The sequence below is a fragment of the Micromonospora sp. NPDC047756 genome (genome assembly GCF_055587245.1).
In genome coordinates this window covers 240,416-255,038 of sequence record NZ_JBVJGQ010000008.1, presented here as the reverse complement: position 1 = coordinate 255,038, position 14,623 = coordinate 240,416, and the positions used below count along the sequence as shown (strand labels likewise).

At 73.8% G+C, this 14,623-nt stretch carries 14 protein-coding genes and 1 pseudogene; 10 read left to right on the top strand and 5 right to left on the bottom strand.

Annotation, left to right across the window (positions count from 1 at the left end):
* Positions 1-22: 22 nt before the first annotated feature.
* The gene (locus ACZ6NZ_RS26800; RefSeq protein WP_465860811.1) at positions 23-1,813 is read left to right on the top strand and encodes an ABC transporter ATP-binding protein; all 1,791 of its coding nucleotides are present in this window, start codon (positions 23-25) and stop codon (positions 1,811-1,813) included.
* A gap of 84 nt (positions 1,814-1,897) precedes the next feature.
* Complete coding sequence (locus tag ACZ6NZ_RS26795; RefSeq protein ID WP_465860810.1) at positions 1,898-2,647, top strand: DUF2470 domain-containing protein; 750 nt, start codon at positions 1,898-1,900, stop codon at positions 2,645-2,647.
* Between the two features lie 313 nt (positions 2,648-2,960).
* Here ACZ6NZ_RS26795 and ACZ6NZ_RS26790 read toward each other — a convergent pair whose 3' ends face one another.
* The 3 genes from ACZ6NZ_RS26790 to ACZ6NZ_RS26780 form a co-directional block, all read right to left on the bottom strand.
* Positions 2,961-3,557, bottom strand: coding sequence for a TetR/AcrR family transcriptional regulator (locus tag ACZ6NZ_RS26790; protein WP_465860809.1), 597 nt, complete (start codon positions 3,555-3,557; stop codon positions 2,961-2,963).
* A gap of 97 nt (positions 3,558-3,654) precedes the next feature.
* On the bottom strand, positions 3,655-4,410 hold the full coding sequence (locus tag ACZ6NZ_RS26785; RefSeq protein WP_465860808.1) for an ABC transporter permease: 756 nt from the start codon (positions 4,408-4,410) through the stop codon (positions 3,655-3,657).
* Positions 4,407-5,162, bottom strand: coding sequence for an ABC transporter ATP-binding protein (locus ACZ6NZ_RS26780; RefSeq protein WP_465860807.1), 756 nt, complete (start codon positions 5,160-5,162; stop codon positions 4,407-4,409). Before ACZ6NZ_RS26780 ends, ACZ6NZ_RS26785 begins: the two co-directional genes overlap by 4 nt.
* 596 nt (positions 5,163-5,758) lie before the next feature.
* Here ACZ6NZ_RS26780 and ACZ6NZ_RS26775 point away from each other — a divergent pair.
* The 4 genes and pseudogenes from ACZ6NZ_RS26775 to ACZ6NZ_RS26760 form a co-directional block, all read left to right on the top strand.
* A pseudogene (locus tag ACZ6NZ_RS26775) lies at positions 5,759-5,989 on the top strand (phosphoribosyl-AMP cyclohydrolase); the annotation flags it as partial.
* A 306-nt stretch (positions 5,990-6,295) separates the two neighbouring features.
* Entirely contained in the window at positions 6,296-6,730 is a 435-nt protein-coding gene (gene hisI / locus ACZ6NZ_RS26770; RefSeq protein ID WP_465860906.1) for a phosphoribosyl-AMP cyclohydrolase, read from the top strand.
* A complete protein-coding gene (locus ACZ6NZ_RS26765; protein WP_366613273.1) occupies positions 6,727-8,280 on the top strand; it encodes an anthranilate synthase component I in 1,554 nt (517 codons plus the stop codon). The genes hisI and ACZ6NZ_RS26765 overlap by 4 nt, the downstream gene beginning before the upstream one ends.
* A 108-nt stretch (positions 8,281-8,388) precedes the next feature.
* A complete protein-coding gene (locus ACZ6NZ_RS26760; RefSeq protein WP_465860806.1) occupies positions 8,389-8,979 on the top strand; it encodes a Trp biosynthesis-associated membrane protein in 591 nt (196 codons plus the stop codon).
* Between the two features lie 142 nt (positions 8,980-9,121).
* On the opposite strand, the gene ACZ6NZ_RS26755 is transcribed toward ACZ6NZ_RS26760, so the two are convergent.
* The gene (locus ACZ6NZ_RS26755) at positions 9,122-9,391 is read right to left on the bottom strand and encodes a hypothetical protein (RefSeq protein ID WP_366613277.1); all 270 of its coding nucleotides are present in this window, start codon (positions 9,389-9,391) and stop codon (positions 9,122-9,124) included.
* Positions 9,392-9,877: 486 nt separating this feature from the next.
* Between ACZ6NZ_RS26755 and trpC the strand changes: the two genes are divergently transcribed.
* From trpC to trpA, 3 genes are read left to right on the top strand one after another with little or no spacing between them, the layout of a single operon-like run.
* Positions 9,878-10,681 carry an indole-3-glycerol phosphate synthase TrpC gene (gene trpC / locus ACZ6NZ_RS26750; RefSeq protein ID WP_030334428.1) on the top strand — a complete coding sequence of 268 codons (804 nt, stop codon included), beginning with the start codon at positions 9,878-9,880 and terminating at the stop codon, positions 10,679-10,681.
* Between the two features lie 38 nt (positions 10,682-10,719).
* Positions 10,720-11,958: a tryptophan synthase subunit beta gene (gene trpB / locus ACZ6NZ_RS26745; protein WP_238667348.1), complete on the top strand. Its 1,239-nt coding sequence runs from the start codon at positions 10,720-10,722 to the stop codon at positions 11,956-11,958.
* Between the two features lies 1 nt (position 11,959).
* Entirely contained in the window at positions 11,960-12,763 is an 804-nt protein-coding gene (gene trpA, locus ACZ6NZ_RS26740) for a tryptophan synthase subunit alpha (protein ID WP_465860805.1), read from the top strand.
* Between the two features lie 21 nt (positions 12,764-12,784).
* Here trpA and ACZ6NZ_RS26735 read toward each other — a convergent pair whose 3' ends face one another.
* The gene (locus tag ACZ6NZ_RS26735) at positions 12,785-13,333 is read right to left on the bottom strand and encodes an NUDIX hydrolase (RefSeq protein ID WP_465860804.1); all 549 of its coding nucleotides are present in this window, start codon (positions 13,331-13,333) and stop codon (positions 12,785-12,787) included.
* A 102-nt stretch (positions 13,334-13,435) separates the two neighbouring features.
* Between ACZ6NZ_RS26735 and lgt the strand changes: the two genes are divergently transcribed.
* Entirely contained in the window at positions 13,436-14,614 is a 1,179-nt protein-coding gene (gene lgt / locus ACZ6NZ_RS26730) for a prolipoprotein diacylglyceryl transferase (RefSeq protein ID WP_465860803.1), read from the top strand.
* The last annotated feature ends 9 nt before the right edge of the window (positions 14,615-14,623 follow it).

Here is a 14,623-nt window from a genome sequence, read left to right as displayed (position 1 = left end):
TCGCGAACGAAAGGCGTGCCCGGTGACGACGTCGACGCTGAACAAGGACGAGCCGGAGGCACGGGAGGAGACGACCTGGCAGACGCTGCGTCGGGGCCTGGCGCTCTCCCCGGAGCTACGGATCGGTCTGGCCGGCACGTTGGCCCTGGCGTTGGTTTACATGGTGGGTCGGGTCGCCGTGCCGGTCGCCGTGCAGCAGGGCATCGACCGGGGCCTGGTCGGTGGTTTGAATCTGAACGTGGTGTGGACGGTGGTGGCCGTCACCGCGGCGATCCTGACGATCACCACGATCTGCGGCTACCTGATGATGCGCCGGCTGTTCACCGTCAGCGAGACGGCGCTGGCCAACGTCCGGACGCGCGCGTTCCGCCACGTGCACGACCTGTCGATGCTGCACCAGCAGTCGGAGCGGCGCGGTTCGCTGGTCTCGCGGGTCACCAGCGACGTCGACCAGATCACCCAGTTCCTCCAGTGGGGCGGGGTGATCCTGCTGGTCAACCTCGGTCAGCTGGTGGTCACCACGGCCGTCATGCTGGCGTACTCCTGGCAGTTGACACTTGTGGTGCTGGCCGCGTTCCTGCCGGCGGTGTTCGTCATCCGGCAGCTGCAGCGCCGCCTCGGCGGCGCGTACGCGACGGTGCGTCAACGCACCGGGACGCTGCTCGGCGCGATCGGTGAGAGCGTGGTGGGCGCGCCGGTTATCCGGGCGTACGGGATCGCCGGGCGCACCGAGCGGCGGCTGGACGAGGCGATCGACAAGCAGCGCCTGGCCCAGCAGCGGGCGATCCGGATCAGCATCGTGGGCAGCTCGGTCGGGGAGTTGGCGGCAGGGTTGGCGCTGGCCGGTGTGGTGGTGCTCGGCGTGCTGTTGGGGGTGGACGGCACGCTGTCGATCGGCCAGCTGACGGCGTTCCTCTTCCTGGTGACGCTCTTCATCCAGCCGGTGCAGATCGCCACCGAGGTGCTCAACGAGGCGCAGAACGCGATCGCCGGCTGGCGTCGGGTGCTGGACGTGCTGGACGTCGCCCCCGACGTGGCCGACCCGGGGGAGCAGGGGCGGGAGCTGCCGGGCGGGCCGCTGGACATCCGGTTCGCCGGTGTGCGGTTCGCCTACCCGGGTGGTCCGCCGGTGCTGCACGACATCGACCTGGAGATCGCGGCGAAGAGTCGGGTGGCGGTGGTCGGTGAGACCGGCAGCGGCAAGACCACCTTCGCCAAGTTGCTGACCCGGCTGATGGACCCGTCGGCCGGGGCGGTGCTGCTGTCCGGGGTGCCGCTGACCGACGTCCGGTTCGGCTCGCTGCGCTCCCGGGTGGTGATGGTGCCGCAGGACGGGTTCCTCTTCGACGCGACGGTGGGGAACAATGTCCGGTTCGCCCGTCCGGAGTTGACCGACGAGCAGTTGACCGTCGCCTTCACCGAGCTGGGCCTGTCGGACTGGCTGGAGGGTCTGCCGGCGGGCCTGGACACCCCGGTCGGCGAGCGCGGCGAGGCGCTCAGCGTCGGGGAGCGGCAGCTCGTCGCGTTGGCCCGCGCGTACGTGGCCGACCCGGACCTGCTGGTGCTCGACGAGGCGACCAGCGCGGTGGACCCGGCGACCGAGGTGCGGTTGCAACGCACCCTGGACGCTGTCACCCGGGGTCGGACCACGCTGGCCATCGCGCACCGGCTCTCCACCGCACAGGCCGCCGACGAGGTGATCGTGGTGGACCGGGGCCGGGTGGTGCAGCGCGGCCCGCACGACGAGCTGGTGCGCGACGCCGACTCGGTGTACGGCCTGCTCTACGCCTCCTGGCTGGAGCAGACCCGGTGAGGTGCGGCGGTGCGGTGGACGCGGGCGGGCCGGTGCTCTAGGCTCCGGGTTAGGTAAGCCTAACCTTTGAAGGAGGTCGCGCCCATGCGGCCCAACTCCGCCGAGATCGTCCGTACCCTCGTCGCCGGCCGCCTGCCCGGCCTCGTGCACCTGGCCCACCGGCCCGGCCCGCACCACGCCCGGCACGCCACCGACTCGGACGGGCGGGTGCTGCTGCTGGTGCCGGTGGCCAGCCACCTGGCCGCCGCCCTGCAACCGGCCGCCGGGGGCAGCGACGTCGCTGTCGTACTCGACGTGCTCGACCTGCCGCCCGCCGCCGGCGCGCCCGGCCTGGGTCGCGCCTGGGTGTCCGGCTGGGCGGCCGAGCTGGGCGGCGACGAGGCCCGCCACGCGGCTGACGAGTTCGCCGCGGTCGAGCCGACCGGTGACCTGCTCGACCTGGGCACCCGGTTCCGGCTGTTCCGCTTCGAGGTGGTCGAGGTCCGCTGGGAGCGGGCCGGCGTCGTGCGCCGGATCGACCCGGTGGAGTACGCCGAGGCCGAACCGGACCCGGTGCACCCGGTCGAGGCCCGGCTGCTGGCCGACCTCGCCGACTGCCACGGCGCCCGGGTGACGGAGTACCTACGCCAGCAGCTCGGGTTGACCGAGCACACCCCGGACGGGCCGCCCCGGGTGGTGCGCATCGACCGCTACGGCCTGGTGGTGGCCCTCGGTCGACCCGGCGCGCGGCGTCGGGTCCGGCTGGCCTTCCCGGGCCCGGTGACCGACCCGGCCGACCTGCCGCGGCTGCTCCCACCCCTGCGACTACCTGCCGACGCCCGCCCCCCGCACTAACCGCCCGCCGCGCCGCACCCCGCCCCTCGCCCCGCGCCCCGCGCCCCGCGCGCGCCGCACCCCGCCCCTCGCCCCGCGCCCCGCGCGCGCCGCGCCCCGCCCCTCGCGCCGCGCCCCGCGCCCCGCGCGCCCCGCCGCGCCCGCCCGCCCGCGCCGATCTTGCAGTTTGGGTTGCCGTTACGCGTTATCTGCCCCTTTCGTCGGGACAGAAAGTGCAAGATCGCGGGGGTGGGCGGGACGGGCGAGGCGGGGGCGTCGGCCGGGCGGGGCGGGGCGGAGCGGGGCGGGGCGGGCGGGGCGGGGTTGGGGCGGGTCAGGTTGGTAGGGGGCCGGTGAGGTAGCGCTGGATCGTGGGGCCGATCGCGGCCACCAGGGTTTCCGGGTCGGCGGAGGCGACCGGCTCTAGGCGCACCACGTGTCGCATCATGGCCAGGCCGATCATCTGGGTGGCCACCAGGGAGCCTCGCAGCGGTAGCTCGACCGGGTCGACGTCGAGGTTCTCCAGCACCCGGCGCAGCACCTGGGTGGTGACGAACTCGCGCAGCAGTCGAGCGGTCCACTCGTTGCTCACCGCGGAGCGCAGCAGCGCCTGTGCGGCGCTGCCGGCCGGGGAGTCCCAGACGCCGAGGAAGATGCGCACCATCCGCTCACCGACGCCGTCCCGGTCGCCGGCGAGCACCCTCGGCACCAGTTGAGCGGGGTCGACCGGAAAGTTCATCGCGGCAAGGAAGAGCTGGTCCTTGCTGCCGAAGTAGTGGTGCACGAGCGCCGGGTCGACCTGCGCCGTGCCGGCGATGCCACGGATCGAGGCGGCGTCGTAACCACGGTCGGCGAACGCCGTCCGCGCCGCGTCGAGAATCGCCTCCCGGGTGCCCGGGTTGCCGGGTCGCCGGCCGGTCCGCCGCGTCATCGCCGCCCTTCGTTCGTCCGCCTCGCCGCGTCGTGGGGCGGGCCCGGCCACGCCGGGGTCGGCTGCCTCGCCGGCCGCCGCCCCCCGGCGCTGGCGGTCAGCCGCTGCGTCGGCGCAGGGTGGCCGCCGCGAGCACCAGCGCCAGCACCACCGCGCCGAGAACCACGGCGACGTCGCGCCACATCCGGCCGGTCGGTTCGGCGTGGGCGCCGACCTCCTGCAACGCCTCGATGGCGTACGACAGGGGGAAGGCGTCGCTGAGCGCCTGGAGCCAGCCGGCCATCTGGTCACGGGCCACGAACAGCCCGCAGAGCAGCAGTTGGGGGACCACCACGACTGGCAGGAACTGTACTGCCTGGAACTCGGTGCGCGCGAAGGCACTGCACAGCAGCCCGAGGGCGACGCCGAGCACGGCGTCGAGCACGGCGATCCCGAGCACCAGCCCGATGCTGCCGGCGGTCTCCAGATCGAAGATCCAGTACGCCACCGCGGCGGCGACGGCGGCCTGCACGGCAGCGGCCAGCCCGAACGCGATGCCGTACCCGAAGAGCAGATCGAGCTTGCCCAGCGGCGTGGTGAGCAGCCGCTCCAGCGTGCCCGAGGTGCGTTCCCGCAACATGGCGATGCTGGTCACCAGAAACATGATCACGAAGGGGAAGATGCCGAGCATCACCAGCGCGATCCGGTCGAACGTGGTGGGTTGGCCGGGCGGGGTCGCTTGGTCGGCGTACATGAAGTAGACCAGGGTGAGCAGGACGGCCGGCACCACCACGAGCAGCGCGATGGTCCGCCGGTCGTGCCGGAGCTGACGGAGGATGCGCCCGGTGGTGGCGGCGAGAATGCGCGCGTTCATGCTGTCTCCCGTGCGACTGTCGCGTCGGTGCTGGTGGAGGCGGCCTCGCCGGCTCGGATGAGCCGCAGGAACGCCTCGTCGAGGTCGTCCACACCGGCGGCGGCGCGGATCGCGGCGGGGCTGTCGTCGGCGATCAACCGGCCCTGGCGGATCAGCAACAGTTGGTCGCAGCGTGCCGCCTCGTCCATCACGTGGCTGGACACCAGCAGGGTGGTGCCGGCGGCGGCCATCGCGTGGAACCGGGCCCACAGATCGGCCCGCAGCACCGGGTCCTGGCCGACGGTCGGCTCGTCGAGGATGACCAGCTCCGGCTCCCCGACCAGGGCGCACGCCAGTGAGGCTCGGCTGCGTTGACCACCGGACAGGGTGCCGACCAGTTGACCGGCGGCCCCGGCCAGCCCGACGTCGCTGATCGCCCGGTCGGCCTCGACCCGCCCGCGCCCGTACAGGGCCGCGAAGTAGCGGGCGTTCTCCCGGACGGTCAGGTCGGCGTAGACGCTGGGCGCCTGGGTCAGGTAGCCCACCCGGTGCCGCAGCGCGGGGGTGCCCGCCGGCTGGCCGAGCACGGTGACCGTCCCGCCACCGACCAGCTGCACCCCGACCACCGCGCGCATGAACGTGGTCTTGCCACTGCCGCTGGGGCCGAGCAGCCCGGTGACCGCGCCGCGCGGGACCCGGCAGCTGATGCCGTCCAGCACCCGCCGCCCACCCCGGTCCACGACCAGGTCTCGGACGGCTATCGCATCGTCCATCACGCACCTCCAGAGAAACTCATCACCTGTTGAACTCAACGCTAGATGAAATACCGCGCCGGGCGCAACGCCCGCGCCGGTGTGCGGCCGACCGTCGTCGCGCGGAGCGCGAGAACGGGCAGTAGGCTCCGGACCGGACAGGAAGTCCGGCAACGGGCATTGCGCGCCGATCGGACGTACGGCACGATGGCGCGGTGGGTCACGCTCCGTTACCGAACAGCGGTTTTCTCGAGGATTGGGCCGCGCGGTTGCGGCAGGCCGCCGAACGGCCGGTGGTCGGCATCCTGTTGCGCGGCAGCCACGCCCGCCACGCCGCCACCGCGCACAGCGACGTCGACCTCGACGTGCTGGTCGGCGGCGCCCCGTACGCGGCCCGCCGGGCCTACCTGGACGAGTCCGCAGGTCAGGTCACCCACGTCTCGGTGGCTGCCCGCGACATCCGGTCCTGGGTGCACCGACTGGGCGAACCGGCCGACTGGGCGTTCGGGCTGCCGGTCACCGCGCCGGCGCGGCTGCTCTGGGCCGATCCGCACTGGCGGCCCCGGATCGACCTGCCGGTGCTCTGCCAGCCCGCCGAGCCACCCCGACTGGAAGAGATGATCGCCACGCTGGGTAAGGCTGCCGCCGCCCGCGTGGCCAGCGACCGGCTCGGGGTGCGGCTCGCCGTCGCCGACCTGGCACGGCTCTGCCCCTCGGTGCTGCGGCCGGCCAACCCGTCCGTGCGGGTCCACTCCCGCCGGGCAGCCTTCGCTGCGGCCCTGGAACTGCCGGTGGCGCCACCCGGCTACCGGACGGACATGATGCTCTGCCTCGGGCTGCGCCCGGGCGCGACCGGGCAGCTCTGGGCCGCCGCCGTACGGCTGGTCGCCGGCACGCTGCCGTTGATCCGGCCGTACGCCGAGGAGATCGCCGACACGGCCGGCGCGGACCTGGCCGCCGCCCTGGTCGACGGCCGGCTGGACCGCTACGTCGCCCAGCTGGCCCGGCCGTCCGGGCCCTCGTCGCAGTCCGGGCTCTCGGCACAGCCCCGGCCGTTGTCGCCCTCGTCGCAGCCCTGGCTGTCGGGGCCCGCGCCGCAGCCGGGGCGGGAGCGGTCGGCGGTGCCCGCGCCGCGTGCGGGAGAATTCGTGACTGTGCCCGTACCTGACCCGCCGGTGACCGGCGTTCCCAGCGATCCGAACGAGCTGGCCGCACCCGCGACGGCGCGCCCGTCCCGGCTCGACCCGGCCATCGCGGCCCAGTTGCGTCGCAGCGCCGACGGTCTGGTCGCCGCCGTGGTGCGCGCGCACGATTCCGGTGAGGTGCTGATGGTCGCCTGGATGGACGACGAGGCGTTGCACCGCACCCTCACCACCGGCCGAGCCACCTACTGGTCGCGCAGCCGCCGCGAATACTGGGTCAAGGGCGCCACCTCCGGGCACCACCAGTACGTACGGTCGGTCGCCCTGGACTGCGACGGAGACGCGCTGCTGGTGAGCGTGGACCAGGTCGGCGCGGCCTGCCACACCGGCCACCGGACCTGCTTCTTCACCGAGCTGCCCGTCTCTACTCCGGAGGCACTGCCATGACCGACGGCACCGTCAGCCCCGACCTGGCCACCTTCTCCGAGCTGGCCGCCGACTGGCGGGTGGTGCCGGTCACCCGGCGGCTGCTGGCCGACGCGGAGACCCCGGTCGGGGTCTACCGGAAGTTGGCCGGGGGGCCGGGCACGTTCCTGCTGGAATCGGCCGAGCAGGGCGTCGGCTCGGCCGGCATGGCCTGGTCGCGGTACTCGTTCATCGGCGTACGCAGCAGCGCGACCCTGATCGCGCGCGACGGCGTGGCGACCTGGCTCGGCCAACCGCCGGCCGGGCTGAGCACCGAGGGTGACCCGGTGCGGATGCTGCGGGAAACGGTGGCGGCGCTGGCCGGCCCGGTCGGGGACCCGTCCGACGGTCTGCCACCGCTGACCGGGGGCATGGTCGGCTACCTCGGCTACGACCTGATCCGGCGCTTCGAGCGGTTGCCCGAGCTGACCGAGGACGACCTGGGCGTCCCGGAGCTGGGCATGATGCTCGCGACCGACCTGGTGGTGCTCGACCACTACGACGGCTCCGCGATCCTGGTCGCCAACGCGGTACTGCCGCCGCTGGACGCCCCGGACCGCGCCGCGCAGGTCGCCGCTGCCTACCACCACGCGGTCGGCCGGTTGGATGCGATGACCACGGCGCTGTCCCGGCCCATCCCGCCGATGATCTCCACGGTGGAGCGTCCGCCGGCCGGTGAGGTGCTCTGTCGGACGCCCGACGGCGGCTACCCGAAGGCGGTGGAGGCGGCCAAGGAGGCGATCAGGGCCGGTGAGTGCTTCCAGATCGTGCTCTCCCAGCGCTTCGAGCGGACGACCCACGCCGACCCGCTGGACGTCTACCGGGTGTTGCGCACCAGCAACCCCAGCCCGTACATGTACCTGCTGCGCTTCGACGGGTTCGACATCGTCGGCTCGTCCCCGGAGGCGCACCTGAAGGTCACCGGGGCCCCGGACGGGCGACGCCGGGCGTTGTTGCACCCGATCGCCGGCACCCGGCCGCGGGGCGGCACCCCCGCCGCCGACGCCGCCCTCGCCGCCGAGCTGCTGGCCGACCCGAAGGAACGAGCCGAGCACGTGATGCTGGTCGACCTCGGCCGCAACGACCTGGGTCGGGTCTGTCAGCCCGGCAGCGTGGAGGTGCCCGAGTTCGCCACCATCGAGCGCTACAGCCACGTCATGCACATCGTCTCCACCGTCACCGGCACGCTGCGTGACGACCAGAGCGCCTTCGACGCGTTGGCCGCGACCTTCCCGGCCGGCACGCTCTCCGGGGCGCCCAAGGTGCGCGCCATGGAGATCATCGAGGAGTTGGAGCCGGTCCGTCGTGGCCTCTACGGCGGCACCGTCGGCTACTTCGGCTTCGGCGGCGACCTGGACATGGCGATCGCCATCCGGACCGCGCTCATCCGTGACGGCCGCGCCTACGTCCAGGCCGGGGCGGGGGTGGTCGCCGACTCGGACCCGGCCGCCGAGGACCAGGAGACGCGGAACAAGGCGGCGGCCGTGCTGGCCGCGATCGCCGCCGCCGAAACCCTCCGGCCGGCACGATGAACGCGGCGAAGCGTTGCCCCGCAGTCGCTGACGGAGGACCGGTTCGGTGAGCGCGAGGAGTGCGGCGGCGAAGCGGCGCCCGGCGGTCGCGGACGATGGGACGAGCTCGTGAGCGGCGGGGATCGGCCCGTCGGGGGCCGGCGCGCGTTGACGTACGCGGTGCTGCTCTGCCTGGCCGGCGCGGGCCTGGCGCTATGGGCCGCGACGCGCGGTTGGTCGGTCGAGCTGACGGCCCGTCCGGCACCGCTGCCGCCGGTGCGTGACACCCGCAGCGGTGCGAGTCTGCTGCCCTGGTTGCCGGCGTTGGCCCTGGTGACCCTGGCCGGGGGTGGCGCGGTGCTGGCCACCCGGGGTCGCCTGCGTCGGGTGCTCGGGGCGCTGCTCGGCGTGCTCGGTCTGGCCGTGGCGGCCGGCGGCGGGTACGGGCTGGTGGCCGACGTGAGCGGCGTGGTGAGCCGGCAGTGGCCGGCGCTCTGCCTGCTCGGCGGCCTGGTGGCCGCCGGAGGAGGCTGGTGGACGGCGCTGCGTGGCGGCGACTGGCCGGCGATGGGCGCCCGGTACGAGCGTCCGGCGCGGAGCGCGCCGCAGGACGCGCCGGCGCAGAGCGACCCGACGGCCCCGCCGACGCCGTTGGCGAGGCGTCGCACCACCGAGGCGTGGGACGCGCTGGACCGGGGCGAGGACCCGACGGCCGACTGACGCGGTGGCCCCGCATGATCACGGTGACCGACTGCTCGACCGGCCCGATGGCCGCGACGGCGGTTGACGCCGCGACAGCCGTCGGACGGCGCGACGGGCGGCTGACGGCGCGACAGCCGGCGGACGCGGAGGCCGGGGGCTGTCAGCCGACCGGCTGGCGCTCCCAGTGGCTGCGGCTGCCGGCGGCGCGGGCGGCGGTCAGCTCTTCGACCAGGCGGTTCAGCTCGGCACGCTGGTCGGCGCGCGCCCGGTCGGCGCAGACCGCCTCCCAGGCGTTGCCCCGTGCTGTCCGCATCCGTCCCTCGCCCACCACGGCCCGTTCCACGGTGTGCACCACGCCGACGGCGAGCGATGCCACCGTCCGCGAGATCGTGGTCAGTCCGATGGTCGGGTGCGGCTCGGAAATGCTCATGATCACCTCGCGCGAGGAGTTGCGACGGTCGGGGCAGGCGCGCCATCGAGTCTGCCCGAGGACGATGCTCGCCCGTCGACGTTTCGCCGCGGTGACCGCCCGGTCAACTGTCTCGCCCCGGCCGTGACCAGGACCGGCCGGCCGACCTTGAGCTTGCTCACAACATCGACCGGGGTCGCTGCTGTCGCGCGCCGCGCGGTAACTGGTGGCATGATCGATGGGTCGGCCCGGTCTGACCGTGGCCGCCAGGCTCCATACCGCGTGACGGTGATCGATACCGGAGGTGGCGCTGCGTGACAACCCCTTCACGGCAAGTCGGCCATTATGCCGCAGCCCTTTTCGTGAGCAGCGCCATACCCCCGGCATCCGGCGTCGGTCGGCTGCCCCTAGCATCGGCCCATGACGCCCGGAGAGGGGAGTCCGTTCGTGACTGCTGAGCATGCGCACGCGGAGGGGGACGAGGCCGGCCAGGCAGCGTCCGTAAGCGTGCTCGACGAGATTCTGGCCGGCGTGCGTGAAGACGTCGCCCGACGCCAGGAGCAGGTTCCGCTGGAGCGGATCCGTGAACTGGCAGCGGCGGCGCCGCCGCCCATGGACGCGTACGCGGCCCTGCGCAAGCCCGGCGTGGCCGTGATCGCCGAGGTGAAGCGTTCGTCGCCGTCCAAGGGCCGGCTGGCCGAGATCGCCGACCCGGCCGATCTCGCTGTCGACTACGCGGCCGGTGGGGCGCGGGCGATCAGCGTGCTGACCGAGGGGCGCTGGTTCGGCGGTTCGCTGGACGACCTGGCGGCCGTCCGTGCGGCGGTCACCGTGCCGGTGCTGCGTAAGGACTTCGTGGTCTCCAGCTATCAGATCCACGAGGCCCGCGCGCACGGCGCCGACCTGGTTCTGCTGATCGTCGCCGCCCTCGAGCAGAACGTCCTGATGGGCCTGCTGGAGCGGATCGAGTCGCTGGGCATGACCGCCCTCGTCGAGGTGCACGACGAGGAAGAGGCCGACCGCGCGCTGGAGGCCGGCGCGCAGGTGATCGGGGTCAACGCCCGTGACCTGCGTACCCTGGAGGTCGACCGGTCGGTGTTCGAGCGGATCGCGCCCGGCCTGCCCAGCAGCGTCGTCAAGATCGCCGAATCCGGCGTTCGTGGCCCGCACGACCTGATCCGGTACGCCTCCGCGGGCGCTGACGCGGTCCTCGTCGGCGAGGGCCTGGTCACTCAGAAGAGCCCCCGCGAGGCGGTCGCCGAGTTGGTCAACGCCGGCAACCACCCGGCAACGCCCCGGCCGGTGCGCTGACCCCGCGCCGGGCTGACGCCCCACCGAGAGGATTCCCGATGAGCGCCGACGCGCTGGCCCCGGTGGCCGGCCCGCAGCCCGACTCCGCCGGCCACTTCGGCCGCTTCGGCGGTCGGTTCGTTCCCGAGGCCCTGGTGGCCGCGTTGGACGAGCTCGACGGGGCGTGGCGTACGGCGATGGCGGACGAGTCCTTCCGGGCGGAGTTCGGCGCGCTGTTGCGCGACTACGCCGGCACGCCGTCGCTGCTCTACGAGGCCCGGCGGTTCTCCGCGAAGGTCGGCGCGCGGGTGCTGCTCAAGCGCGAGGACCTCAACCACACGGGCGCGCACAAGGTGCGCAACGTGCTCGGCCAGGCGCTGCTCACCAAGCGGATGGGCAAGACCCGGGTGATCGCGGAGACCGGCGCCGGCCAGCACGGTGTCGCCACCGCGACCGCCGCCGCCCTGTTCGACCTCGAGTGTGTGGTCTACATGGGCCAGGTCGACACCGAGCGGCAGGCGCTCAACGTGGCCCGGATGCGGATGCTCGGCGCGACGGTCGTCCCGGTCACCAACGGCTCGCGCACCCTCAAGGACGCGATGAACGAGGCGATGCGCGACTGGGTGGCGAACGTCGACGAGACGCACTACCTGATCGGCACCGCCGCGGGCCCGCACCCGTTCCCGGCGATGGTGCGCGACTTCGTCCGGGGCATCGGAGACGAGGCCCGTCAGCAGTGCCTGGATCTCACCGGCGGGTTGCCGGACGCCGTCACCGCCTGCGTCGGCGGCGGCTCGAACGCGCTGGGCATCTTCCACGCGTTCGTGGGCGACGAGGCCGTTCGGCTGTACGGCTTCGAAGCCGGCGGCGACGGGGTGGCCACCGGCCGGCACGCGGCGAGCATCACCGGCGGTTCGGCCGGGGTGCTGCACGGCACCCGCACCTTCGTGCTCCAGGACGCCGACGGGCAGACCCTGGAGTCGCACTCGATCTCCGCCGGCCTGGACTACCCCGGCGTCGGGCCCGAGCACGCGTGGCTGCACGACACCGGCCGCGCGAACTACCTGCCGGTCACCGACGACGAGGCGATGGCCGCGTTCGAGCTGCTCTGCCGTACCGAGGGCATCATCCCGGCGATCGAGAGCGCGCACGCGCTCGCCGGCACCGTCGCGCTGGCTCCGAAGCTCGCCGCGGAGCTGGGCCGGGAGCCCACCATCGTGGTCAACCTCTCCGGGCGGGGCGACAAGGACGTGCACACCGCCGGCGACTACTTCGGCATCCTCGACAAGGAGCGGTGAGATGAGCCGGATCGGGGTGGCCTTCGACAAGGCCCGCGCCGACGGACGGGCACTGCTGGTCGGCTGCATGCCGGCCGGTTTCCCCACCGTCGAGGGCAGCATCGCCGCGATGACCGCCATGGTCGAGGCCGGCGTCGACGTGATCGAGGTGGAGATTCCCTACTCGGACCCGGTGATGGACGGGCCGGTGATCCAGCGGGCCAGCGACATCGCGCTGGCCGGTGGCGTACGCACCGCGGACACGATGCGCATCATCGAGGCGGTGGCGGCCACCGGCGCTCCCGTGGTCACCATGACCTACTGGAACCCGGTCGAGCGGTACGGCGTGGACGTCTTCGCCCGTGACCTGGCCTCCGCCGGTGGCACCGGCCTGATCACCCCGGACCTCATTCCCGACGAGGCCGACGAGTGGCTGGCCGCCTCGGACGCGCACGGGCTGGACCGCACGTTCCTGGTGTCGCCCTCGTCCACCGACGCGCGGCTGGCGATGACCGTGCAGCACTGCCGCGGCTTCGTCTACGCGACCGCCGTGATGGGGGTGACCGGCGCCCGGGCGCGTACCTCCGACGCCGCCCCGACGCTGGTCTCCCGGACCCGCGCGGTCACCGACCTGCCGATCGGTGTCGGGCTGGGGGTGGGCACCGGGGCGCAGGCCGGCACGGTGGCCGGTTACGCCGATGGGGTGATCGTGGGCAGCGCGCTGATCCGGTGCCTGCTCGACGCGCCCACCGAGGCTGAGGGCCTGGCCGCCCTGCGCACGCTCAGCGCCGAACTGGCCGAGGGCGTCCGTAACCCCACCCGCTGAGCCCGCGTCGCCCGGCCCGGCTCAACCCGGCTTGGCGTACCGCGCGTCCTGGTCGGCCGTCGGCCGCTCGTCCCCGGCTGGGCGGGCCGCCGGCAGCGACGCGGTGGCGACGGCGCCGGGCGTGGAGCCGATGTCGCGCAGGACGCCGAAGCGGCCGGCGGTCGCGTCGGTGACGGCGGCTCGGGTGAGCGGGGTGACCACCTCGGGCAGCGCGTCGGGGGAGTGCCAGGACAGTCGGCAGCCCGGCGGTGGGTCGGTGGCGGGTCGGACCCCGGCCGCGCGGGCTCGGAACACGTGCACGAGGACGTCCGGCTGCGGGCCGGCGCGGCCGGCGGCGGCCTCCCCCGACGGGCGGCTCACCTGGTAGATGCCGACCAGGCCGGTCAGCTCGATGTCCCAGCCGGTCTCGGCGCGAATGTCGCGTAGGGCCGCCCGCACCGGGCTCTCGGCCGGGCGCAGTCGTCCGCCGGGCAACGCGTAGCGGGGCGTGCCCCGGCCCTGCTGGCAGAGCAGCACCCGACCGGCGTCGTCGGTGACGACCGCGGCGACCGCCCAGGTGAGCGCGCTCATGGACAAAGAGCCTACGGCGGCGCAAACCAGAAGTCACCGGGATGCGCCCGCCAGCGGCCCGGGGTGCCGCTGCGGGGGTGTGCAGCGGTAGCGTGTGCACCCGTGACCCTCGCCTCGCTCTCCCCCCAGGCGGCCCTGCCCAGCCCCAGCACCGCGGTCTGGCAGCTCGGGCCGGTGCCGATCCGGGCCTACGCGCTCTGCATCATCGCCGGCATCGTGCTGGCCTGCTGGGTGACGGAGCGCCGGCTGCGGCAGCGCGGCGTCGCGCCCGGCGCGGTGCTCGACATCGCCGTCTGGGCGGTGCCCGCCGGCATCATCGGCGCCCGGATCTACCACGTGATCACCTCACCTGAGAAATACTTCGGGGCCGGTGGCGACCCGATGAAGGCGTTCGCCATCTGGGAGGGCGGTCTCGGCATCTGGGGCGCGGTCGCCGGTGGCGCGCTCGGTGCCTGGATCGCGGCCCGACAGCTCGGCATTCCGTTCGGTGTGGTGGCTGACGCGCTGGCCCCCGGGCTGCCGCTCGCCCAGGCCGTCGGCCGGCTCGGCAACTGGTTCAACAACGAGCTGTTCGGTGGCCGGACGACCCTGCCGTGGGGTCTGGAAATCCACCGGATGGACCCGGACAACCCCGGGCACGCCCTGCGCGACGACGCCGGGCAGCCGATCCTCGAACCGGGCCTCTACCAGCCCACGTTCCTCTACGAGCTGCTGTGGAACCTCGGTGTCGCAGCTCTGGTCCTCGTCATCGACCGCCGCTTCAAGCTGGGCCGCGGCCGGGCGTTCGCGCTCTACGTGATGGGTTACACCGTCGGCCGGTTCTGGATCGAGCTGATGCGCACCGACGAGGCCAACCAGATCCTCGGCGTCCGACTCAACGTCTGGACCGCCGCCCTGGTCTTCCTCGGCGCGCTCATCTACTTCGTACGGGTGCGTGGCCCTCGGGACTACCTGATCCCACTCGGCCCGGCGGCGACGCCGACCCCGCCCCCCACCTCCGACCTGTCCCAGGTCGACCTCTCCGAGCGGGAGACCCCGACGCGGGCCGCCGCGCCGGAGGGCTACCGGGTGGTGAGCGAGGAGCAGTACGCGGCCTGGCAGGAAACCGGCGTCGTACCACCGGTCGACGACGACTCCCAGCCGGACGACGGCGAGCCGTCCGGCGACGCGGTCGCCGACGACCTCGCGCTGAGCGACGACGAGCCGGCCGACGCTCCGTCCGCCGGCCGCGGCGACCGGGCCGACGCCACGGGCGTGCGACCCGCCGACCGGGACAGCTGAGCGGCACCG

Excerpts from the sequence above, each read along its gene's own strand:
- ACZ6NZ_RS26795 (WP_465860810.1), top strand. The coding sequence starts at position 1,898 with ATGCGGCCCAACTCCGCCGAGATCGTCCGTACCCTCGTCGCCGGCCGC.
- ACZ6NZ_RS26790 (WP_465860809.1), bottom strand. The coding sequence starts at position 3,557 with ATGACGCGGCGGACCGGCCGGCGACCCGGCAACCCGGGCACCCGGGAG.
- ACZ6NZ_RS26785 (WP_465860808.1), bottom strand. The coding sequence starts at position 4,410 with ATGAACGCGCGCATTCTCGCCGCCACCACCGGGCGCATCCTCCGTCAG.
- ACZ6NZ_RS26780 (WP_465860807.1), bottom strand. The coding sequence starts at position 5,162 with ATGGACGATGCGATAGCCGTCCGAGACCTGGTCGTGGACCGGGGTGGG.
- ACZ6NZ_RS26765 (WP_366613273.1), top strand. The coding sequence starts at position 6,727 with ATGACCGACGGCACCGTCAGCCCCGACCTGGCCACCTTCTCCGAGCTG.
- ACZ6NZ_RS26755 (WP_366613277.1), bottom strand. The coding sequence starts at position 9,391 with ATGAGCATTTCCGAGCCGCACCCGACCATCGGACTGACCACGATCTCG.
- trpB (WP_238667348.1), top strand. The coding sequence starts at position 10,720 with ATGAGCGCCGACGCGCTGGCCCCGGTGGCCGGCCCGCAGCCCGACTCC.
- trpA (WP_465860805.1), top strand. The coding sequence starts at position 11,960 with ATGAGCCGGATCGGGGTGGCCTTCGACAAGGCCCGCGCCGACGGACGG.
- ACZ6NZ_RS26735 (WP_465860804.1), bottom strand. The coding sequence starts at position 13,333 with ATGAGCGCGCTCACCTGGGCGGTCGCCGCGGTCGTCACCGACGACGCC.